Origin of the sequence: Pedosphaera parvula Ellin514 (genome assembly GCF_000172555.1) — a bacterium.
Taxonomy (GTDB): Bacteria; Verrucomicrobiota; Verrucomicrobiia; order Limisphaerales; family Pedosphaeraceae; genus Pedosphaera.
The window spans coordinates 1-20,832 of the sequence record NZ_ABOX02000077.1 but is presented as its reverse complement, the minus strand read 5'-3'; the positions used below and the strand labels follow the sequence as shown (position 1 = coordinate 20,832).

Here is a 20,832-nt window from a genome sequence, read left to right as displayed (position 1 = left end):
CACTGGTACACTTCGGGCAACGGTCACCATTTTGCTGTTTGTCATGACATGGAAGGCTACTACGCCGCCACCATCTCTTATTTCCAGCAATCTGGCACCCAGGCCAGTATTCATTATTGTGTTAATGGACTTAAGGACAACTCCAGTGACTATCCCGCCGGGGAAATCACCCAAATGGTGCGTGAAGCCTATTATGCCTGGCACGTTCGCTGTTGGAATACCTGGATGTTCGGCACCGAGCATGAAGGTTTCGTGAGTAACCCTGCCTGGTACACCGACGCTATGTACAATGCCTCAGGCCTGCTCCAACGCCACTTGTGTGACACCTACGGGATTCCCAAGGACCGCCACCACATCATCGGTCACAACGAGTGGCAGAACTCATCCTGGAACACTTGGATGGCAGCTAACTATCCCAGCATTGATACCACTTGCAATACTCACACTGATCCTGGCCAATACTGGGATTGGAACAAGCTGATGGGCATTATCAACCCCGCAACCACCACAATTATAGTGGACAACGCCAACAGTGGCTTCAGTACCTCTGCCAACTGGACCACCGGCACTTCATCCACGGACAAATACGGTGCTGACTATCGCTGGCGTAATGTTGAGGCAGTGACCGACCAGGCCACGTTTAGCACCAGCTTGCCCAGCAGCGGCACATGGACAGTGTATGTCTGGTATCCGCAAGGCAGCAATCGCTCCACGGATACTCCCTATGTCATCTCCACTTCTGGCGGCACAAGCACCAAGATTGTGAATCAGCAGGTTAACGGTGGACAGTGGGTGAACGCAGGCGCTTACAGCATGAATTCTGGCGCCAATACCGTGAAGGTTTCCTGCTCGGCTACCACCGGTACCGTTGTCATTGCTGATGCCGTGAAATGGGTAAAATAAATCCCCCACACTGTTAATCAGTCATACCATTCAATCCGGGCAGCGAAGCTTGACTCGCTGTCCGGATTTATCTTTTGCAAGTGGGCATTTTGCTAAAATTGTACTCCGCCAAGACTCCGCCTCATTTCTAGACACTGTTTCCAAAATATGGCCTCGGGTAAAACCTCCTGTTTCATTTTGCTCAGAATCTCCCCCAAAAAAGTTGGCATGATTTATGGTAGGTAATCTCCTGTAACGAACTTGGTTGGACCAAATTATGCAAACAGTGCTAGTGATCGACGACTCTGATGATGTAAGGGGCGTAATCGTCAAGACCCTCGCTCATTTTGGATTCTCGACCTGCGAAGCAAAGGATGGCGCTTCCGGAATTCAGACTGCAGTTCGAGATCAGCCCGATCTGATCATATGTGATATCAGAATGCCTGGAATGGATGGCTTTCACACTCTTTCGGCCATTCGTGAGCATCCCGCAATTGCCACCATTCCTTTCATTTTCCTTAGCGCAGCAATTGATAAAAGTGACATGCGCCGGGGCATGGCCTCCGGGGCGGATGATTATTTGACCAAGCCATTTACACCCCATGAACTGATTGAGGCGGTCACGGCCCGCCTGGCGAAGCAGGCAGAATTGAAATGCGAGATTTATAAGCAGGCGGTAAAGCTTCGGGCCGATGTGGTTCATCTACTTTCCCAGGAAATTACCGGCCCGATTGACAGCATCCTGGATCTTACGACCACCATGATGAGGGAGCACAGCTTTCTTTCGCCTGAAAAGGTTTTTGTAAGCGCACGTCAGATTAATGACTCGCTCATCCGTTTGAACCAACTGGCCAGAAGCCTCGCCTAGCAGTTCTAGGTGCGGCAGAGTACCGGCGTCTTGTTAAAGGGGTTTTTCAGGGCGTCGGTACTTATCTTGCTGACTGGAATTTGGGTAGGGCGTGTTCGCAGGGTACCGCAGAAGGCATCCCTCTTTGTAGGTTGGGGCGATCATCCGTCTGCGCGCCGCAATGCGACCCTACCTTTCTCTGTCATCCGTATAGGATGGGGGGATCAGACCCCGCCTGCCCTTTTGATCACCTTCCCGCGAATCGCGTCCCAAAAAAGATACCAACCGAACAAAAAATTATATTTGGCGTAACGCGAGGCGAGCCTTTTTGGCTCTGAGAGTAATCGGAATACCCAGGTAAGCCCCAATCTTTGCATCCATATAGGAGCATCTGGTTTCATACCTGCATTGACATCAAATGCAAAACCGACCGTTAGAATCACCCCGCGTCTGATCAACTGCTTGTGCTTCCTGGTCCATGCCTGTTGCTTGGGAGTGCCAAAACCAACCCAGATGAAGTCGGGCGATAAACGTGCCAAATCTGCCATGACCATCTGCTCGGAGTTCCCATCCAATATTCCATCCAGGCCGCAACGACCATGGAAAGCGCCGACAAACTGAATGCCTGGATTCAACTTTTGGAATATTTCCTTTATCCGGGAACCACACTCCTCGGAACCACCCAACAGGTAATGAGTATATTGTTTCGGCACTTTGGAAAGAAATTCCCTCATGAAGGTTGGCCCATAAACCCGATCCTTCAACCCCGCCCCAGCCCGGTTTAAGCACCAGATGAGGGGCATCCCATCAGGTATGAAGTAGTCGTACTTACTGGTCTTTTCGAGAAAATCCGGTTCATGCCGGCGCATGGTTACAATCTGGGTGTTGGCAAATTCCATTGAAACACAACTGGGGCCGGACGCCCATTCCAGGCATTTAGCCCCCAGTTCCTCATAGGTCGTTGCGAGTAACGGTGTGCCCAACAGATTAAGTTCAGTCATGGAATTTACGTAAACGTAGCAACTGAAGGGGACTCGACCGGAAGCTTCGACTGCTCATTGTCCCGCAATTCATTCCGCACCAAAGTATGGAAGGTTAGGAAAAAACGCACGTATTTATTAGGCCTTCGAGCCATGATCCTTCCGGTCGTCAAAAATTTCTCCCGGGTTTACTATAAAGTTCTTCCCATGCTCACTCACGCACGTTACGTTAATTGTCAAAAGTCCTTTTCTTGAGGTTATTCGTTTGTCAGCTGTTGCAGATTTGTGCTGAATGAAATTGCTTGTCTTTGCCCACACGCCCCCGCCACATCACGGCCAGAGTTACATGGTTCAGCTCATGCTGGATGGTTTTGGCGGTGATCATCGACGACCTGGCGGCAGGGCTAGCCTCAAACCTGACCAGTACGGAGTCAAGTGCTACCACGTAAACGCGCAGGTGTCCAAGGAATTGGAGGACATTGGGGACTTCCGAATTGGCAAACTTTTTCTTTTGATTGGCTTTTGTTTCCAGGCTATCTGGTGCCACTTTCGTCATGGTGTGAATACCATGTATTACATACCTGCGCCAGGAAAGCGGTCCGCCCTCTACCGGGATTGGATTGTGATGTGGTTGTGCCGGCCATTCTTCAAGCAAATCATCCTGCATTGGCATGCCGCCGGAATGGGCAAATGGCTTGAGACTCATGTTCAGATGCGAGAGCGTGAGTTTACCTATGAACGGTTTAAAAATATAGACTTAAGCATTGTGCTGTCTGATTACAACCGGGCAGATGCGGAGAAACTGCTGCCGCAGAGCATACGTGTGGTCAGCAACGGGATTCCGGATCCCTGCCCTGAATTTCAGGAGCAAATTCTGCCTTTGCGCAGAGCCCGCTTTGCGGCCCGCAAAAAACTGGCTGCCGGCCTGGTGCTTTCGCCTGATGAGTTGAAGGATGCGGGACATGCGCCGCAGATTTTTAATGTGTTCTATCTCGCGCACTGCACCCATGAGAAGGGGCTTTTTGATGCCATTCAGGGAGTTCTTCTGGCCAACCGCCAACTGATCAGAGACGGGGCTCCTTTCACCATGGAGCTTACCGTTGCGGGCTCCTTCCCTGAAGAATCGGAAAAGGAAGAGTTTGACCTTATTCTTAGCTCACCCGAAGGCAGTCAAGCCATCCGTTACCTCGGCTTCCTGGCAGGTTCAGAGAAAAAGAAAGCATTGCGCGAAGCCGACCTCTTCTGTTTCCCGACCTACTATCGCAACGAAAACCAACCGGTAAACCTTATCGAAGCGATGGCGTTCGGATTGCCCATTCTGACCACACACTGGCGCTCCATTCCCGAGCTCCTGCCGAGTGATTATCGCTGTTTGGTGGATATCCATTCGCCCAGGCAGATCGCTGATGCCCTGTTGACCTGCCTGGTCGGAGAGCAACCGGAGTTCTTCCGGGAACTGTTTCTCAGCAATTTTACCTTGGAGCAGTATCTTTCCGGCCTCGCTGAAGCCTTTCATAGTCTTGAGCTGAAAGATTGTGCCAGCAGCACCCCGGCATTGGTTCCTTCCATAAAAACCACCACCCGTCCGCAGTAATACCTGTGAATTTTTCGATAGTCACTCCCAGTTTTCGCAATTCCAAATGGCTCAAGCTTTGCATTGCCTCGGTAACCGACCAGAAAGGTGTTACCTTTGAGCACATCGTGCAAGACTCGTGCTCTGATGATGGCACTCAGGACTGGCTGCCATACGATTCCCGTGTGAAGGCTTTTATCGAAAAGGATAAGGGCATGTATGACGCCGTGAACCGCGGGTTCCGGCGCGCGCAGGGTGATATTGTTTGTTATCTGAATTGCGACGAACAATTCCTGCCTGGCGCACTTAAATCAGTGCACGATTTTTTTAAACAGCACCCCGGAACAGACGCTGTTTTTGCGCATACCCTGGTGGTGGATTCTGAGGGCAATTATCTTTGCCATCGCCCATCGCTGCTGCCTCGCACCCATCACATTTGGGTGCGATTCCCCAATCTCACCTGCGCCATTTTCCTGAAGCGTTCCTGCCTTGAAAAGTTGAACCTGTATTTCGACACGCAATGGCGTGATCTGGGCGATGTCTACTGGGTCATGGAGATGATCAATCGCGGTGTCCGGCGATCAGTGCTGAACCAATTTACTTCCGTGTTTTATGACACGGGTGAAAACATGAATCTCAAGCCCAATGCGGTGAGGGAAAAACAAATCAAGGCGCAACAGACACCGGGATGGATTAAGCGAAGCTGGTCTTTGTTTGTTCTACTCCATCGATTGCGCATGATCAAGAGCGGCGCTTACTCCCAAAAACCTTTCGATTTTTCGCTTTATACACCGGCCTCGCCAAGCCACCGGGTGCAACACCATGTTGAAAAACCTACTGCTGTTTGGAAAGGCCGGATTTAAGTGACCTCAAAACGCCTTCCGGCTCACAGCATCGGGGTTATTTCTGGAGTTTCTTTTTAAGATGATCGGCCAGCCTGACCGCCAGGGCGACCATTGTTAATGTAGGATTGGCATGGCCGCTGGTTGGAAATACTGAGCAGCCCGCGACAAACAAATTGTCCACCCCATGTACCTGGCAATTGGGATCGACCACTCCCTGCTGAGGATCGGCCGACATTCGCGTGGTTCCAATCTGATGAGCGGAGGAGTTGAATTCGCCAATCTCGTGCTTCACGTCGTCCAGTAAGACTGACTGCTCGTAAATTAACTCACCGGTTTTGGTGGCCTCGAATTGATTGCGGATAAGTTGATGTGTTCGCAAAACCGTCTGCACATCCATATCTGTGAAATGGATCTTCACCAGAAGTCTAGGCATGCCAAAGAAGTCCTTTTCGGAATGCAATACAACTCGACTGTCCGGATTAGGCGCGTGCTCGGCTTGATAAAACAAATAGTAGTAATTGTTCCTTTGTGAAGGGAGCACAAACGGAAGCCTTCGCTTTGCAAAATAGCGGCTTTTGATGATGCCCATCACCTGCGGCACCAAACCCGGCGCATCAGCCATCACAATCTTTAAGTGGGCCAGAATATCAGCACGACGCTCCTTGAAAATGGCAGCGGCCTTGCCAGGACTATTGCGCTTGAACGTGCTTAAGAAGAACTTGGCCAGATAAGCAGCTGAAAATAATGCATTGCGATGCACCGCATGGCTTAGAGGCGGCCGAAAAAAGAATGCGATTGCATTGAGCATCTGATTCTTCTTTTGCGCTTCGGGTGTAATCCAGAACCGTCGGCGACAATAAACCCCTTCCCCATCCTTCTCGAAATTATAAATGAACCCTTTGGTATTGTCCTTCAGCTTTGCCGTGGCGACGGCGCCAAAAAGATGCGCCATGTAGTAACGTCCCAGGTTATCGGTATGATTTCCAATACCGGATTTCATGACGTCATTCGAAGCCAATAGGAGCCGAGCTGTTTCCAATCCGCCACAGGCGATCACAAAGAACCGGGCTTTGATGAAAAACTTATTCTTCTGAAACGAAGCGACTTCGATCTGTTCAACTCTTGTGCCATTTGGATCAAGTTGAACCTGAAGACAATTGGCATTCAGAAAAACGGTTATATTGCCGCCTGCCTCCAAATCGCGTGCATATCGTTTTCCGAAATGTGTTGGCGGCCCCCAGCGTTCGAGCCGGTTTGAAACCACATCCGGTCCGTCAAAGCCCGCTATCATTTCGCGCTGCTTCCCAGGGAATGCTTCCTCAGCCCTGAATTTATACTCACCAGCTTCGCAAAGTTGATTTGCCCGGGCAAAATAAGGCTCCAATTGTGCCTTGGTGATGGGCCAACCGCTGTGGGGCACCCAATCCCGCTTTTCAAAATCAATCGCATCGAATGGAATGCATCGTCCACCCCACGCGGCAGTCGCCCCGCCCCATTGCCGCCTCCGGTTTTCCTCCAGCGGTTCGTGGCTCAATTCAGGTTCGACAAAGCCACGATAAAGATCACGTGCCTGGGCAGTCTCCTTCTTATCGCCCGCCTCTACCAAAATCACTTTATGGGAAGATCCGGCTAATTCCCTGGCGATGGAAATACCGGCCGGTCCACCCCCTACAATGCAAAGGTCGCATTCAAGGATTTTTCCGGCGGGAACCTCTCTCGCATCGTGAATCATATTTGAGGTAAGGGAGCTGACGCCTGAATCAGATTGAGTTCTTCAGCCGAGTAGCTCACTTCTGAAAGAGCGTCAGCGACGTTTTGCTTCAAGTGTTCCTGCTTGGTCGTGCCGCTGAGAACCGAAACCAGTCCCGGCTGCATGAGAGCGTATTGAATTAAAAGGTGGTTTAGTGAAATTCCCTTTTGTTTGGCCAGAATTTCGAGCCTGTCTTTGGAGGCCGAGACTTGCCGCGCCTCATCCTCATTGGGCGCCTGGGAACCAACCAGTTTGCCAGATAGAAAAACCTGATTGGCCACGATGCCGACCTTCGAAGCTGCCAATTTTTTCAACGCTCCTTCGCTTCCCATTTGAAGCGGATTTACCGGTGTCTGCACCACGGACAGACCGGCGAGGCTCGCCGCTTTTCCCAATACAACAGGGTCATTGGATGAGACGCCAAAGTGACGAATCTTCCCCTGCTGTTTCAACTGGCGCAGCAGGTCGAAAAGCTGGGCATCGGACATCACTTGGAGAGGTGGAGTATGCAGAAGAAAGATGTCGATGTAATCGGTTTGCAAGCGTTGCAAACTTGAGTCCACGGCCCGCTGAATGTATGCCGCTGTGAAATCCTGTCGTGAGACATTGGTTCGAACACTGCCGGCCAGGCTGCGACCGCCTTTAAACATCTTCAGAACTTTTTTGGCCAGAGGTTTAAGCAACCGCAAACCTCCCGCAACGCTGGAGAAGGAATAACCGGCCTTCGTGGTTATGATGAACTGGCTGCGCTTCCCCTGCAGGGCCTGGCCGATGATCTTCTCACATTCACCCTGGGCATAGCTGTCCGCGGTATCGATTAAATTGATTCCCAAATCCTCGGCCACGCCAAATAAATTTACGGCTGCAGTTCTGGAAACACCTCCGGAAACCGAGGCGAGCCGGCCAGTTCCCAATCCAATGATGGAGCAGTCAATCTCGGTTTGGCCGATGCGCCTAAATTTCATCGAAAATCATCGTCGGATAGAGTTCCCACCAGGTCAAGCATGCTGTTTCTATGACGCCTTTCAACTGGGGAGAACGTATTACTTCCTGGTCAGTTTGCGCATGATCCGGTGCCGGGTTTTCCGCATCATCTCATATTCAGACAAACAGAAGATGCGGTTGAGCTCAAACTTTGCCGTGGCTGAGGTATTCACGCCGAATTCGGTAGTGCAGGCGGTTACATAACCTGCCTCCCCAACCAGATCGCGAATCATCGGGTTCCACTTCCCATGTGGATAGCAAAAATGGCGAATAGGAATTCCAAAAGTATCCTCCAGCTTCTTTTTGCTGCCAAAAATTTGCTCCCTGGCTTCCACCTGGTTAAGCTTGGACAAGTTGCGATGAGTCGAACTGTGGGAGCCAATCTCCTGCCCGGCTGCCAGCCACTCCCGGATTTGAGAAACATCCATCAGCGCCTCCGCTATGTCTCCATGCTTCACATCCCATTCGTTACGTGTGCCGATTAAATCCGCCACGATAAACTGGATGGCTCGGAACTTATGTTGAAGCAGGATTTTTAGCCCATTATCCAACACATTTAGATACCCATCGTCGAAGGTGATAACCACCTTTTTCCCTCTGTTGTTTCGGTTTTGAGCAACCTCGTCGAGTGTGCCTGAGGTGAAACCCGCTTCAGCGAGAGTTTCCAATTGTTGGGAAAAACGGGAGGGCGTTACGTAAAGAAAAGGATCTTTCACCCCGACCGAGGGCGCGGCGATACTATGATACGTAAAAACAGGCAATCCACGCTCAAAAAGGCGGCGTTGCGCGAAGCCCAGGAAAAGTTCAGAGCAAAAGAGATCCAGCACAATTTAACTATAGACCATATTAGCCTTGCATTTGCCCTCTGATTTCATTCTATTTCCGATGCCTTGAGTGGCCCCGGATAACGGCCATATGGCAATGCAGTATCCGTTTCTATTTCAGAATGACCTGCGATTCCAGAGAATTCTTTCGACTGTTCTTTCGCGAACTGGAGCAGCGATCCATTCCCTACGTCATTCTCCACTCGTATCAGGAATTGCCGGATAATATCTCATCGGATATCGACTATGCAGTTCCCACGTCCGATTTGCCGAAACTTAGAGGCATCCAGTCAGAATTGGCCCGCAAAAACGGCTGGGCGCTCGCTCAAACACTTCAGCACGGTGTCTTCGCATTTTACGCAGTGCTGGTAAATCTGGAAAATCCGCACGAATCCCTGAAGCTTGATGCCTGTTCCAACTACGCCCGGGCGAGACGCTTTTTGGTGTCCGAAGAGATATTGCTCGGAAACCGGCTCCCTTATCGTGGATTTTATATTCCGGCCCCTGCGGCCGAGTTTATTTATGTCCTGGCCAAGGTATTTGATGCCAAAAATAAATCGCCGGCCAAATACCTCCCTCGCCTGAAGGAATTATGGGAGCAAGACCCGGACAATGCGCAGCGTTATTTCACCCAGGTCTTTGGAGAAACCGGCAGGAGTCTGAAGGAATGGTTTAATCATCCACCTGACGATTGGCGTCCCCTGGGCAAGGTCATGCTCTCAAGAAACAGTTTTGGCCCCAGGCTGAAGCTGCAAGAAAGCGTGCGTGTGGTGAAGCGAGTATTTCAACCAACCGGCATATGCCTGGCCGTGCTGGGTTCGGATGGCTCCGGTAAATCAACTTTGCTGGCCAACCTGGAGCAACTGCTGCAGCCTTGCTTCCGCCATCAACAAACCTTCCATTTCCGCCCGGCAGTATTTCAGAAAAAGAAACAGGGTGTGATAACCGATCCGCACGGAAAGCCGCCTCGCGGCCTGTTGACGAGCTGGCTGAAGGTATTTTATTATTTCGCAGACCACTGGGCAGGCTGGTTCCTAAAGGTCATTCCGGGAAAGATTCGCAGTACACTCATTATCTTCGACCGCAGCTTTGATGATTTGTTGGTCGATCAAAAACGTTATCGATTGAGAGGCACTTCAGGTTTGGTTGCCGTGCTGCGTCACCTGCTTCCCAAGGCAGATCGTGTCTTTGTCCTTTCCGCTCCGGCACGGGTGATTCATCAGCGCAAACCCGAATTGCCGTTGGAGGAACTTGAGAAACAGCAATCCACACTACAGCAACTCGCTGCCAATGAATCGCGATATGCCTTGGTTTCCGCCGAGCAAACCCCGGAACAAGTAGCGAATGCTGTTTGCCGCGAAGTGCTGCTTTGCTTGGCCGCACGCGAGGAGAGGCGCAGTTAGTAGGAATTAAGATGGCTGCCTCCCCTCCTATTTCCTGGGCAGAGCTCTTCCAAGCGAAAGGTCAAGCTGACTGCCATCTTCAGTTCCGGACAGTCAAGAAGGCGGGACAGCCTTTTTTGCTCCTTCCCGATTCTCGGTTGCTCGCCGCACGATCGCTTTCGCTTTATCCTGCTCAAACCTCCAAGGCTCGACTGGCAAGGAAAGCTCTTTCCGTAGCGTTGAAGTTGGGAATGCCACTGCCTTTGGAGAAAGTAACCCTCGCTATTGTTACAGGCGACCCTTTCGCTTCTTTCTTGAAGGAATTGGTCGGAGGGAAACCTGGCAGGTTCCCATCATTTGCCCTGCTGGCCGGAAATCCAAATGTAGAGGGCAGACGCTTTATCTTGCTTCTGTTCGACGAACGCGACCAACCTGCTGTCGTTGTGAAAGCCGGAATAGGTGAATCGGCTAGCCGGCTCATAAGGAAAGAGAGCGCGTTTCTGCAATCAGCACCACCCAGCATCGGTGGCTTGCCCGAATTCCTGCGTACATTGAGCTCTGTCAAAGTGGAAGCCTTGGCACTCCGATATATCGAGGGCGATTCACCTCAAGGCGAAGTGGGTGATGGAATCGGAAATATCCTGGCGAATTGGATTGACCGTCAGAAGCGCGTGGGAATCGAAGATGTTCCGGCCTGGCAGAATCTAAAAGAAAGGACCTCCTCCAATCCGCTATTGGCACGCCTCACCGGCGAATTCGCAAACCTGAACTTTCATCCTGCCATCTTCCACGGAGACTTTGCACCGTGGAATATCAAGGTGTCTTCCAAGGATGGCACCTGGACGGTGCTGGATTGGGAACGCGGCGAAAAGATCGGCTTTCCCACCTGGGATTGGCTGCATTATGTCATTCAAACCGGAATTTTGGTGGATAAGCTCGCTACTGAAAAACTGGTCGAACGTCTACAGACACTTTTTGGTGCTCGAGAATTCCAGAATTATCTGAAGCTTTCCGGGCTCGAAGGAGCGGAGAAGTATCTCGCGATTGCCTACCTGTTATATAGCGTGGAAGTGCTTCAGCAAACCGAAGGGCGACAACGTGCCACTGAGCTTCTTGCCAGACTCGCTCACAATTGGATCGCCCGGGAATAATGGCGGCTCACCGCTTGGTATGGCCGCTCAGGACCAGCACTGTTTTTTTCAACAGGTTCTTCAACCATTCCTGTCCATAAATAAACACCACAATCCGGTTCTTGAAATAACGAGTCAGGGCGGTTCCGGATTTTTGGAAATGCCAGTGGCGATGTGTTCGCTTGCAGTCATAGCCATAATCGCGAAACAGGTTAAAAACATCCGCGGGCTTTTTCTTTAAAGGTTCATCACCCCAGGGATGCACCTCCACGAGAAAACGGCTTTTGCCTCGCTTAAGAATTTCGCGTGCTCCCAACAAAACCCGGTATTCTGCCCCCTCCACGTCAATTTTAATCAGGTCAGGATCTTGATTCTGGAACAGATCATCCAGCGTGGTGACATCCACCTCAGTTTTGTTCCAATTCAGGGAATTACTCAGTTCCTTGTCCGGAACATGGTGTTTGAATAAGGCCCCGCTAATGCAGGCATCCGTCAGAAAAAAATCCATCTTTCCGGGTTTGTCGGCTGCTGCGGCATGCACCACCCTGAATTTGTTGCCGGTAGCCTTCTCCCATTCCTCAGTTAGCTCCTTCAGGCGTCGCACCCGCACCGGATCAGCCTCTATGCAGGTGATCTGTCCATCGGTTATCACCTTGCTGGCATAATAACTGTAAGGCCCCAGGCTTGCGCCTACATCAACGAACACCTTTACTCCTGTCAGCAGGCCGGGAAGCAGCTCAATCTCCTTGCGTTCATGCATGTTCGGACCAAAATATTGGTCCTCCAACATTTTATAAAGTTCGGCAGCTTCCATAATTCAACAGACTATCGTGAAATCGTATTAAATTAGAGAATGAGCACGCAACGTTAATCGTTATTAAAGCTGCTGGAATTTAGACTTACAACACTTTGGAAACCAGCCAGGAAGTGGTTACCAGAAGATCTTCTCATTTCTTTCCAATGCCACAGGACCGGACTTGCAATAAGGTATTATTTTATCCAGCATTATTTAAGTTACATGTCAAAAAAGTTAAAGGTTCTGATTTCTGCATACGCTTGTGAGCCAAACAAAGGGTCTGAACCTGAAGTGGGCTGGCAATGGGCCTTGCAGATGGCCAGATTCCACGACGTAACGGTAATCACGAGAGAGAATAATAGGTTTGCGATCGAGCAGGAATTAGCGAACCTGCGAGGAAAGCAGTCCCTGCCTTCTTTCATATACCACGACGAAAAGCCGATCCTTCTGCATCTGAAGCAACGATTCAAAGCCGTCCGAATGTATTATATCCTCTGGCAGCAATCGGTTTGGGAAATAATCGCCCGGTTAACGGAGGAACAAACGTTTGACTTGATCCACCATGTCACCTTTGCGGGATTCCGCTATCGCACTGCGATTTGGGAGCATGGCGTGCCGAGTGTGTGGGGCCCTATCGGCGGCATTGAATCCATTCCATTCTCCCTACTACCCTGGACACATCCCAAGTCGTTGATTGCTGAAATCATTCGCAACGTCAACAATTTCATCCAGGCAGCTCCAATCCATGTATTGCCGCGCAGGGCGATGGCGACCACCACCACCCTCGTTTCCACACATGAGATGAAACGAACCTTTTTCAATCTGGGCTTCGAAACCACCCTCATGCCTACGATCGGGCTGCACGTTTCCAAAACCCCCTTTTTACCACGGAAGGCAATCGAAGGTCCGCTCAAGATTCTGTTCGTTGGCAACGTCATCACATTGAAGGGCATTGACCTTGCCATTCATGCTCTGCATCAATCGGGAATCGATGCAACTTTTACGCTGGTGGGAGATGGAAATTACCTGGAAGCGGCAAAAAAGCTGGTCAGACGGCTCGGCATGGAAAAGAGAGTTGAGTTTCGAGGCAGGATGCCGCGAAGAGAAGTGCTTGCAATGTATTCCCATTACGACTTATTCCTCTTTCCCAGCCTGCATGATACAGGAGGATACGCTGTAATCGAAGCCATGTCGCACGGGGTTCCCGTAATCTGCCTTGATTGCGGAGGGCCTAGGGTATCGGTGAAAAAAGGTGCCGGCATCCAGGTCTCACTCGGCTCCCGGAAAGAAGTAATTCAGGGCCTTGCCAGTGCACTGCAACGATACGATCGCAATCGCGACATGTTGATCGAGCACGGCCGGGCCGCTCGCGAAGTGGTGCTTTCGGATTACGACTGGGATAAGAAAGGTGAGCAACTCAATTCCATTTACCAGAAGACCGCCAATGCGAAAATTCCGGCGGCAGCTCCGCCAAACAAATCACTTCGAAAACGGGTTAATTCCCCCTCCGGGAAGCTAAACAAGGTTCTTCGGAGGATGTTCCCAATCAAAGGACTGGCAGTCTCCGCCGTGATATTTTTAATCATCGGAACTTTGGGTTTCCTGAGCGTTGAACAACTCAAAAGCAAGGCACAACTCATTGTTAAAGATACGCTTCCCGGTCTCTCCAATGCCGGCGCTGCTGATTCAAACCTGGCCGAAGCATTCAATCGCACCTTGCTGGTCGTGATGTCCGAAGACACAGCAGAGCAGGCGAGGTATCGCGACGAAATGGAGGAATTCAGCCAAAAAGCGGATGAATATTTGCAGGCCTATCAGAGCTCCATCTACTCCGCCGACGACCGAATGAATTATAATAACCTGGTGGAGGTGCGCAAAGTTTACCGTGAACTTCGCGGTAAAACGCTTCAGTTAGTGGACCAGCAAAAGCATAAGGAAGCCTTGGCTCTATGTAAAACCTCCCTGATGCCAGCCTATCGCGACTACAAGCGGGCTGGAGAAAAGCTCCTGGAATACAACACCATTCAAGGAAAGTCTCGCGGTGAAACCATCATGAGAATCTGCACGGTCACGCAATACTTTGTGGCCGTGATTGGGATCGCACTATTTCTGGCCGGCTTTATCATCGGCATGTTTAAGTAGCCTCATGTGTGGGCGCTAGTGGCGAATCATCGGCAAATTTTTGCACGAACTTTTGCACTCGTGGCCAGACCTCGTCGCAGGTCACGTCCTGCAGGCAAAAGGGTGTGGGAAAGCGACAAGAATCGGAGCAAGGTTTATAAGGACAGGCCTTTCCAGGGGACCATTCCGCGGCGGGATGAAGTGGGACAAACCATTCGGGAACCTGCGGGCCGAAGAAGGTAAAAGTTGGAATTCCACAAAACGCGGCGAGATGCCCTGGCCCGGAATCATTGCCTAGAAATGCAGCAGAACCCTCCATCAAATGCAAAAGATCGGTGATAGTCTGTGGCGTTTCAACATGTTTCTCGCCCGCGTTTAACCACCATTCCCGCTGTTCGGGATTGCATACCACCTTTACACTGTAATGGTGCTCCCGCAGTCGTTGGACCAGATTCCTGTATTGCTGCAACGGCCAGACACGCACCGGTTGACCAGCTCCGGTGTGCACAAAAATAACACGCCCCTTCTGAATCTGTTTCAATTGGATGCGATTCCTGGGCTCGAGATCCACACCCAAACCCTGTGCCATGGCACGCCAGTATTCATATCGATGTTCCGCGTGATTGGGTGATGTCAGCGCATTGGTCAAAAAAATCCGGCTGCCCGTCCGCGGAAAACCCAACCGCATCTTCGCACCAGTCAACCAGAGCAATAAATGATCCCTCGGATCCCACCGCGCTGAAAGGGCCACATCAAAATGCGTTCGATGAAGCTGCCTTACAATTGAAAACAGTGTCCGCCAGGGCCATGATAGAATGCGGTACTTGCCTTTGAATGCTGTCCATGGCGCATTAAATGGAGCGATCATTACCAAAGGCATAAAGTGCTGCTGCAAATCGATGGCATAAGACTTGGATAACAAGGTTACATCATATTTTTCCGAGATTTTGCGCAAAAATGGGGTTGCTATGGCCAGATCACCCACGCCCCATAATTCGATCACAAGAAGCTTTGGCTTTTTCATCGCTTGCGAGCAATTACATAGGCCGACCATCCCAACCAGTGGACCCTGGCAGTATATTTTTGCCGGCTGGGGGGAAGAAACTGATACACCAGATGCGAGGCAGCAAACAACCAGTTGCGGGAGGTTCCAGACTTCAAAATCTCAAAGCCTTCTTCCCTGAGTAAGCGGGCCACCGCACCGATGGCCACTGGTTTTATATGAGTCGGGTCATCGTAAAAATTGAGTGTGAACGTCCCTGCCCCGGACCCTTTGGGACTAGCCAGGGCAACCGTTTTCGGATGCGGTGTTTCGATATAAAATTCCCCGCCTTTCTCCAATAACCGTTTTGCCTCTTTCATTAAAAGGGTTAGATCATGCAAATGTTCCACTAAATGCATGCAGGTGATAGCCCTGATGGATGCATCTGTCCAAGGTAATGAATGGCGTTGTAAATCCCCTCGATGAAACTGGCACTTGGCCGGATAGTTTTCGGGCAGGCCTTCAAGATCGGTCGCGAACAATTGAAGGTCCGGTCGTAACTCGGCTATATGTTGAAGCGTCTCCCCATCCGAAGATCCCAGATCCAGCAGAGATGCTCCATGAGGCGCACGAGCCACAAATCCCGCTCGAGTATCCAACCATGGTGCGTTTCGTAGTCGAGCCCAATTCATAGAATCATTTTTGGTTCCATTTGGCCACAGTGGCTTGAAGCGCTAAAAAATGTGTAATCCCACCTAGCGTATGGCGCACAGTCTAGGCGCGATGACGCCTGGTGTAAAGGGTGTCTGGATACCATCTGTGATCCTTTGATTGGCTTTCGTCGAATTAATCAGGTTCGCCACTGAAACCTGGGTTGAGTCACTGGATGAACTACACGCTGAACCGGGCTCAAGGAGGTGTACAACGAATAGGAGAAGCTTTCCTGAGAATAAACACCACCAAGGAATCTTCGAAGCCGATGAAGCAGGATTATCGCCGGCTTCGCCTTTCGTACCCAAAAGGGCGCGGAGTTGAATAGCTCGACTGCTTCCCGTCGGGCATTCGGTCGCGCACTCATATTGGCTCCGGTCATGGTAAAGATAGAAGTAAATTGGGGAATAACCGCCATGGGAGTTCCACGTCTCAACAAGCGCAGCATCCACTCACCGTCTCCGACATCTCGCAGACTCGGGTTAAAGTACAGCCCGTATTCCGAAATAAGCTTCCGCCGGAAAAACGTTGCACAAGTAAAGGTCGGCAGATGGGAAACCCAGGTGTGGTATTTCATGGGGGTCTGAACTTTTCTGTGAAACAGATAACCTCCTTCGCCATCAACTACCACAAAATGACCGAAAACCACATCGACATTCGGATGTTGATCAAAGAATTTTGATACTGCGGACAAAGTTCCCGGGAGATATTGCTCATCGCAATTGAGATAAGCCAGGATATCGCCCCGGCCTTTCGTCAACCCACGGTTTACGGCATCGTACATGCCTTTGTCCTTTTCAATAAAAGCCTTTACGCGTGAGTCGTATGGCAGCCAATCCTGTGTGCCATCGTCCGAGCAGGAATCCTGCACGATATGTTCGATGGTAACACCTTCCTGATCCGCCACCGAAGCGATGCAAAGCTTCAGCCACTGGGAGTTGCGAAAGCTTGGGGTAATTATGGAAAAGTGCATTCGGAGGTCTTAAGCGTTTTTAACGGAAGCGGATCATGACAGGCTGCTGCGGGGATTATCACGCAAGGCCCGCAAATTCCAGATTCCAGAGAAAAACCCTCAAGCTTGGGGGCATGGGTTTCCAGTCGATTTACATTCATTCGCAATCGGAGCACCATGCTCATCTCAACTTTGTTTGACTGCACCGGCCAGTCTGAACTTACTCAAGACCGGCCGTGCCACGGGCTCCACGACCGGTTTACACACCCCTCCATTCAAGGCAATACTGAATCCAACAATTCCGGCAAACATGATCATGTCTGAATACAACGAACCGAAAATCAGAAAGAAGGCAATCGCTTTCACAAAAAAGTAGATGTATAGAAATGTATTGATCTTCTGCAAGGAAGGATCGCCATTTTTAAAGTTCTGATACAGAACCCGGAGACTCGCCACCAGAAACCAGATGAAAGCGCCAGCACCAAGGATTCCAAATGGCATGATTAACGAGAGCGGGCCGTTATGATAGTCTCCCGCCATGGCAGCCCCTTCCGCAGAATCTCCACCTCTGCTCAGGCCAGCCTGGATCTGATCCATCTCGCTTGCATTGATGGAATAGCCTTTTCCAAGGATCAAGTATTTGGGAACCTGAGGCAGGACCGTGGCCCACATTTGCAGGCGCCAATCCGATGAGGCCCGGGCATCCCTTTCGGCAATGGGATCTATTTTGATGGGGAGGAAACTCAACGAGCGCTGGATGGATAGGGGCATCTTATCCACCATGGACACGGTCAAGGTTCCGCCAAGAATGAGGAAAAGAATCAAGATCGGCAGGATTCTGCTTCGCATAAATCCTTCGAAATAAAACAGTCCACCAAGCACCAAGCCCAGGATGATAACCATTGAACGGAAACCACCAAACAAGCCGATTACCATGAAGAACATGAAAATCATGGGGCGCCAGAATTTCTTCAGGTTAAACACCCCCCGCAGGCCATAGCATGCGAGCATAAGAAAAAGAACCCCAGTACCCGCTCCAGACAATCCGCCCAAGCGAGTGTAAGCGTGTTCCGGGCCCATTGAGCTTACAACCGCCTGCAATCCTTGCTCCTCAGGAGGAAATATAAGGAAAATAAAGTATAGTGCGGGACTGACAACCTGGATCAGGCTCCCAATGGCTGCCGACAAAGCACCTATGAAAAACAAAACAATGTACAGAGGAGCTTTCTCGGAGGGTATTTTGCGACTGGAAATAGCGAAAAACCCCAGGACCCCTATCAACAAATAAACATAGCGTTTGCCGCCTATGTTTTCTCCACCAAGCACGTTTAGTCCAATCCCACCATTGAGCTTGGCTGTAAAAATCACTACTGTAGCCAGGAGAAACAAAGGCCAGGCGATGGATTGCACATAAAGAAATTTCAGGTTCCTGTTAAGAATGTACTGCAAAGCGGAGATGGAGAAGCTGATCAAAACCAATAAAATTGAAAACTGCAGCTTTCCCGGAAGAAAAAATATGATTGCGTTCGCATTCCAAAACAGAAGCATCCAAGGATAATGCCAGCGTAAAAACAGCGGAATTGAAAGTAAGGCCAGGACTATTCCGACGGAAACCACGGTCGTGAGATCCATGGGCGTGGCCAGCAGGTATCCGAGGAATATGGCCAGAGGCAGGCATATGCCGTAAATTACCAGTGATCGAAATAGTAAAAATGCGTTAGACATTCGAAAACTTCTTTCTTGAAGCAATAATCAATCCATTCGCAATAGATTGGCGAATTTGGCAACTCATATCTCAACCTCCCTAGTCGCCTCAAGCTCTACTATTGGCTGACCAGCACCTTGATTTAAACTGACACTCAGCCCTATCAAGCCAGTGAAGAAAAACAAGTCCGAATGGATTGAGCCGAAAATAAAAAAGAAATGAAAAACGCGCACGGTGAAGTATGCCAGGAGGAATGTATTTATTTGCCGAAGGACAGGATCACCATGCCGATAATTGCGGTAAAGCACCATGAAAGAAGCCCCTAGAAACCAAAGAAAGGCAATGACACCAAAAATCCCGAATGGGATTATGAGCGACAAAGGCCCACTGTGATAGTCTCCCGCCATCAGTGAAATTTCCGCCGAACCAACATGGCCGCGCGAGCTGGATTCCCAGGCCATAAACAATTCGTCCGGATTCAGCCCGTAACCCTTGCCTTTGATTAAATATTTGGGTACCAGCGGCATCAGTTCCTTCCACATATCAACGCGCCAAGCAGTGGAAGATTCTGCGTCTCGCCTAGCCACTGGATCCACGTTTATAGGCAGGAAACTCAGGGTGCGCTGGACCGAGAGCGGCAGCTTGTGCACCACTGGGAGCGTTACGGAGCAAACCAGGATACCACCCATTAGCAAAATTAAGAAATACCGGGTCTTGAACAATCCTTCAAAATAAAACTGCACTATAAATGTAAGGGACAACAGTACCAGCATTGAACGGAAACCAGCAAACAAACTGACGGCAAGTGTCAGTCCCAATAACAAAAGCCGCCAGGGCTTTTTTAAGTCCAAAATCCCTTTGATGCCATGGTAAGCCATCAAAGCACAAAATAATGCCAAAGCCGCGGTTGCCATGTCGCCCGCACGATGAATATAATCAACGAAAACAGTCGGATCTCCCCCATCATCAACGATGCTGTCTGAGGGAAAAAGATTTTGCAGAAAGCCCAGAGATCCGCTTGCCGAACTGAGATACCCGACAACCCATGTAAGTCCGGGCAGAAAGAACAATAAAATCCAGAATTTGGCACGTTCTTTGGGAATTTTTTGGCAAGCCAAGGCAAAGTATCCAGCGATTGCGGAGATCAAATACACATATTTCTTGCCTCCAAACGTGTCGGATCCAAGAGATCTGAGTCCCACGCCACCCGTCACCAAAGCAGTGATACACACACAACCCGAACCAAAGAAGGGATTTGGAAACTGAGGGTGCCAGAAAAAAGTTCACTTTATGGCCAAGCGAACGATTCAGCAGACAGAAAAAGCAACTGACCATCGCCATGAGCATCCATAAATAAGGTCGCCCAGGCAGGAAGATGGGACAGATGGCCGTGTTCCAGCAAATCAAGAGCAAGGGATGATGCCACCGCATTAGCAACGGAATGCTTAGCACGGAAAGAACCAGCACTACCACCGCCAAACTGCTGGATTCCAGCGGCGAGGCGAGCATGTAGCCGATTAGCACTGCCAATGGCAGGCACAGGCCGTAAATTAAATGGGATCGCGATACCGCGAACGAATTTGCCATTTTGAGCTGATATTACATTAAATTTAGCTGACCTTCGCAATTACAATCTCAACCCGCCCAAATCATGGCCGCCCTCTCATCCCAAATACCGGTCCAGCTTGAGTGCGTTTCGACACCTCAATGGGCAGCTTCACTCAATATTCGTTCCTTTATTCTTTCCACAACCCGCACGTTAATCCTCATCTCCACCAAGCTAGTTGTTTACTACCCGCGCCGTTTCCAGTAATTAGTTCCGACTGATGACCATCATGTTGCGTAACTCCAGGAATCCAGCCGCAGCCAGACTCTTGCTCTTCCTGCTCCGCAACCACATTCCCATTCTCAACCGTCTCTGGACTCTCTTCCTCAACTGCGACATCAACTGCCCCTTGCCAAAATCACTCGTCCTCCCTCACCCCTACGGCATCGTCATCCACTCGCAAGCCATTCTGGGCGAAGGAGTTGTAATCCTCCACCAAGTCACCATCGGCGCGCGCAACGTGGATGACCTCGCCCCCGTCATCGAAGACCACGTCTTCATCGGTGCCGGCGCTAAAGTCCTCGGCGGCATCAAGATCGGTCGACACTCCATCATCGGAGCAAACGCCGTCGTCACCCGCGACATCCCCCCCGGCTCCACCGTCATCGGCATCAACCAAATCATCAAAGAAAACCCACCCACCGCCCCATAACCCAACTTTTTTCCGCCCCGCCCCAAGCCATGAAAATCCTCCTCAACTGCCACGTCCCCTTCATGCTCGCCCACGGCGGCGCCCAAATCCAAATCGAACAAACCAAAATC

19 protein-coding genes are annotated in these 20,832 nt (G+C 50.5%); 8 read left to right on the top strand and 11 right to left on the bottom strand.

Going from position 1 to position 20,832, the window contains the following annotated elements:
* Positions 1-903: golvesin C-terminal-like domain-containing protein (locus CFLAV_RS30115; RefSeq protein ID WP_040550847.1), on the top strand; the 903-nt coding region annotated here is incomplete at its 5' end.
* A 256-nt stretch (positions 904-1,159) separates the two neighbouring features.
* A complete protein-coding gene (locus CFLAV_RS30110; RefSeq protein WP_007418716.1) occupies positions 1,160-1,750 on the top strand; it encodes a response regulator in 591 nt (196 codons plus the stop codon).
* Between the two features lie 203 nt (positions 1,751-1,953).
* On the opposite strand, the gene CFLAV_RS30105 is transcribed toward CFLAV_RS30110, so the two are convergent.
* Positions 1,954-2,730: a WecB/TagA/CpsF family glycosyltransferase gene (locus tag CFLAV_RS30105; protein WP_007418715.1), complete on the bottom strand. Its 777-nt coding sequence runs from the start codon at positions 2,728-2,730 to the stop codon at positions 1,954-1,956.
* Between the two features lie 271 nt (positions 2,731-3,001).
* Here CFLAV_RS30105 and CFLAV_RS30095 point away from each other — a divergent pair, with 271 nt between their 5' ends.
* Positions 3,002-4,303, top strand: a complete 1,302-nt coding sequence (locus tag CFLAV_RS30095; protein WP_007418714.1) for a glycosyltransferase family 4 protein — start codon at positions 3,002-3,004, stop codon at positions 4,301-4,303.
* A gap of 5 nt (positions 4,304-4,308) precedes the next feature.
* Entirely contained in the window at positions 4,309-5,145 is an 837-nt protein-coding gene (locus tag CFLAV_RS33455; RefSeq protein ID WP_007418713.1) for a glycosyltransferase family 2 protein, read from the top strand.
* A gap of 37 nt (positions 5,146-5,182) precedes the next feature.
* On the opposite strand, the gene CFLAV_RS30085 is transcribed toward CFLAV_RS33455, so the two are convergent.
* The 3 genes from CFLAV_RS30085 to CFLAV_RS30075 form a co-directional block, all read right to left on the bottom strand.
* On the bottom strand, positions 5,183-6,859 hold the full coding sequence (locus tag CFLAV_RS30085; RefSeq protein ID WP_007418712.1) for an FAD-dependent oxidoreductase: 1,677 nt from the start codon (positions 6,857-6,859) through the stop codon (positions 5,183-5,185).
* The gene (locus CFLAV_RS30080; protein WP_007418711.1) at positions 6,856-7,842 is read right to left on the bottom strand and encodes an aldo/keto reductase; all 987 of its coding nucleotides are present in this window, start codon (positions 7,840-7,842) and stop codon (positions 6,856-6,858) included. Before CFLAV_RS30080 ends, CFLAV_RS30085 begins: the two co-directional genes overlap by 4 nt.
* Before the next feature lie 78 nt (positions 7,843-7,920).
* Positions 7,921-8,688: a polysaccharide deacetylase family protein gene (locus CFLAV_RS30075; protein ID WP_007418710.1), complete on the bottom strand. Its 768-nt coding sequence runs from the start codon at positions 8,686-8,688 to the stop codon at positions 7,921-7,923.
* Positions 8,689-8,807: 119 nt separating this feature from the next.
* Between CFLAV_RS30075 and CFLAV_RS30070 the strand changes: the two genes are divergently transcribed.
* The gene (locus tag CFLAV_RS30070) at positions 8,808-10,088 is read left to right on the top strand and encodes a nucleoside/nucleotide kinase family protein (protein ID WP_007418709.1); all 1,281 of its coding nucleotides are present in this window, start codon (positions 8,808-8,810) and stop codon (positions 10,086-10,088) included.
* 11 nt (positions 10,089-10,099) lie between these two features.
* Positions 10,100-11,218: a hypothetical protein gene (locus tag CFLAV_RS30065; RefSeq protein ID WP_007418708.1), complete on the top strand. Its 1,119-nt coding sequence runs from the start codon at positions 10,100-10,102 to the stop codon at positions 11,216-11,218.
* A 7-nt stretch (positions 11,219-11,225) separates the two neighbouring features.
* On the opposite strand, the gene CFLAV_RS30060 is transcribed toward CFLAV_RS30065, so the two are convergent.
* Positions 11,226-12,011 (bottom strand): FkbM family methyltransferase, encoded by a 786-nt coding sequence (locus CFLAV_RS30060; protein ID WP_007418707.1) that lies wholly within the window; start codon positions 12,009-12,011, stop codon positions 11,226-11,228.
* A gap of 204 nt (positions 12,012-12,215) precedes the next feature.
* Between CFLAV_RS30060 and CFLAV_RS30055 the strand changes: the two genes are divergently transcribed.
* Positions 12,216-14,135, top strand: a complete 1,920-nt coding sequence (locus tag CFLAV_RS30055; protein WP_007418706.1) for a glycosyltransferase — start codon at positions 12,216-12,218, stop codon at positions 14,133-14,135.
* On the opposite strand, the gene CFLAV_RS30050 is transcribed toward CFLAV_RS30055, so the two are convergent.
* The 6 genes from CFLAV_RS30050 to CFLAV_RS30020 all read right to left on the bottom strand — a co-directional run bounded on the left by CFLAV_RS30050 (position 14,128) and on the right by CFLAV_RS30020 (position 20,091).
* Positions 14,128-15,138 (bottom strand): glycosyltransferase family 9 protein, encoded by a 1,011-nt coding sequence (locus CFLAV_RS30050; protein WP_007418705.1) that lies wholly within the window; start codon positions 15,136-15,138, stop codon positions 14,128-14,130. The two genes, CFLAV_RS30055 and CFLAV_RS30050, sit on opposite strands and share 8 nt — an antisense overlap.
* On the bottom strand, positions 15,135-15,788 hold the full coding sequence (locus CFLAV_RS30045; protein ID WP_040550832.1) for a class I SAM-dependent methyltransferase: 654 nt from the start codon (positions 15,786-15,788) through the stop codon (positions 15,135-15,137). Before CFLAV_RS30045 ends, CFLAV_RS30050 begins: the two co-directional genes overlap by 4 nt.
* A gap of 158 nt (positions 15,789-15,946) precedes the next feature.
* A complete protein-coding gene (locus tag CFLAV_RS30040) occupies positions 15,947-16,780 on the bottom strand; it encodes a glycosyltransferase family 2 protein (RefSeq protein WP_007418702.1) in 834 nt (277 codons plus the stop codon).
* Between the two features lie 165 nt (positions 16,781-16,945).
* Positions 16,946-18,484, bottom strand: a complete 1,539-nt coding sequence (locus CFLAV_RS30030; protein WP_007418701.1) for an O-antigen ligase family protein — start codon at positions 18,482-18,484, stop codon at positions 16,946-16,948.
* A gap of 63 nt (positions 18,485-18,547) precedes the next feature.
* Positions 18,548-19,582, bottom strand: a complete 1,035-nt coding sequence (locus tag CFLAV_RS30025; RefSeq protein WP_237712484.1) for an O-antigen ligase family protein — start codon at positions 19,580-19,582, stop codon at positions 18,548-18,550.
* Between the two features lie 170 nt (positions 19,583-19,752).
* Positions 19,753-20,091, bottom strand: coding sequence for a hypothetical protein (locus tag CFLAV_RS30020; RefSeq protein ID WP_150107679.1), 339 nt, complete (start codon positions 20,089-20,091; stop codon positions 19,753-19,755).
* Positions 20,092-20,299: 208 nt separating this feature from the next.
* Between CFLAV_RS30020 and CFLAV_RS30015 the strand changes: the two genes are divergently transcribed.
* Positions 20,300-20,722 (top strand): serine O-acetyltransferase, encoded by a 423-nt coding sequence (locus CFLAV_RS30015; protein WP_063816484.1) that lies wholly within the window; start codon positions 20,300-20,302, stop codon positions 20,720-20,722.
* Positions 20,723-20,832: the final 110 nt, after the last annotated feature.

Excerpts from the sequence above, each read along its gene's own strand:
- CFLAV_RS30110 (WP_007418716.1), top strand. The coding sequence starts at position 1,160 with ATGCAAACAGTGCTAGTGATCGACGACTCTGATGATGTAAGGGGCGTA.
- CFLAV_RS30105 (WP_007418715.1), bottom strand. The coding sequence starts at position 2,730 with ATGACTGAACTTAATCTGTTGGGCACACCGTTACTCGCAACGACCTAT.
- CFLAV_RS30095 (WP_007418714.1), top strand. The coding sequence starts at position 3,002 with ATGAAATTGCTTGTCTTTGCCCACACGCCCCCGCCACATCACGGCCAG.
- CFLAV_RS30085 (WP_007418712.1), bottom strand. The coding sequence starts at position 6,859 with ATGATTCACGATGCGAGAGAGGTTCCCGCCGGAAAAATCCTTGAATGC.
- CFLAV_RS30080 (WP_007418711.1), bottom strand. The coding sequence starts at position 7,842 with ATGAAATTTAGGCGCATCGGCCAAACCGAGATTGACTGCTCCATCATT.
- CFLAV_RS30070 (WP_007418709.1), top strand. The coding sequence starts at position 8,808 with ATGACCTGCGATTCCAGAGAATTCTTTCGACTGTTCTTTCGCGAACTG.
- CFLAV_RS30065 (WP_007418708.1), top strand. The coding sequence starts at position 10,100 with ATGGCTGCCTCCCCTCCTATTTCCTGGGCAGAGCTCTTCCAAGCGAAA.
- CFLAV_RS30060 (WP_007418707.1), bottom strand. The coding sequence starts at position 12,011 with ATGGAAGCTGCCGAACTTTATAAAATGTTGGAGGACCAATATTTTGGT.
- CFLAV_RS30055 (WP_007418706.1), top strand. The coding sequence starts at position 12,216 with ATGTCAAAAAAGTTAAAGGTTCTGATTTCTGCATACGCTTGTGAGCCA.
- CFLAV_RS30050 (WP_007418705.1), bottom strand. The coding sequence starts at position 15,138 with ATGAAAAAGCCAAAGCTTCTTGTGATCGAATTATGGGGCGTGGGTGAT.
- CFLAV_RS30045 (WP_040550832.1), bottom strand. The coding sequence starts at position 15,788 with ATGAATTGGGCTCGACTACGAAACGCACCATGGTTGGATACTCGAGCG.
- CFLAV_RS30040 (WP_007418702.1), bottom strand. The coding sequence starts at position 16,780 with ATGCACTTTTCCATAATTACCCCAAGCTTTCGCAACTCCCAGTGGCTG.
- CFLAV_RS30030 (WP_007418701.1), bottom strand. The coding sequence starts at position 18,484 with ATGTCTAACGCATTTTTACTATTTCGATCACTGGTAATTTACGGCATA.
- CFLAV_RS30015 (WP_063816484.1), top strand. The coding sequence starts at position 20,300 with ATGTTGCGTAACTCCAGGAATCCAGCCGCAGCCAGACTCTTGCTCTTC.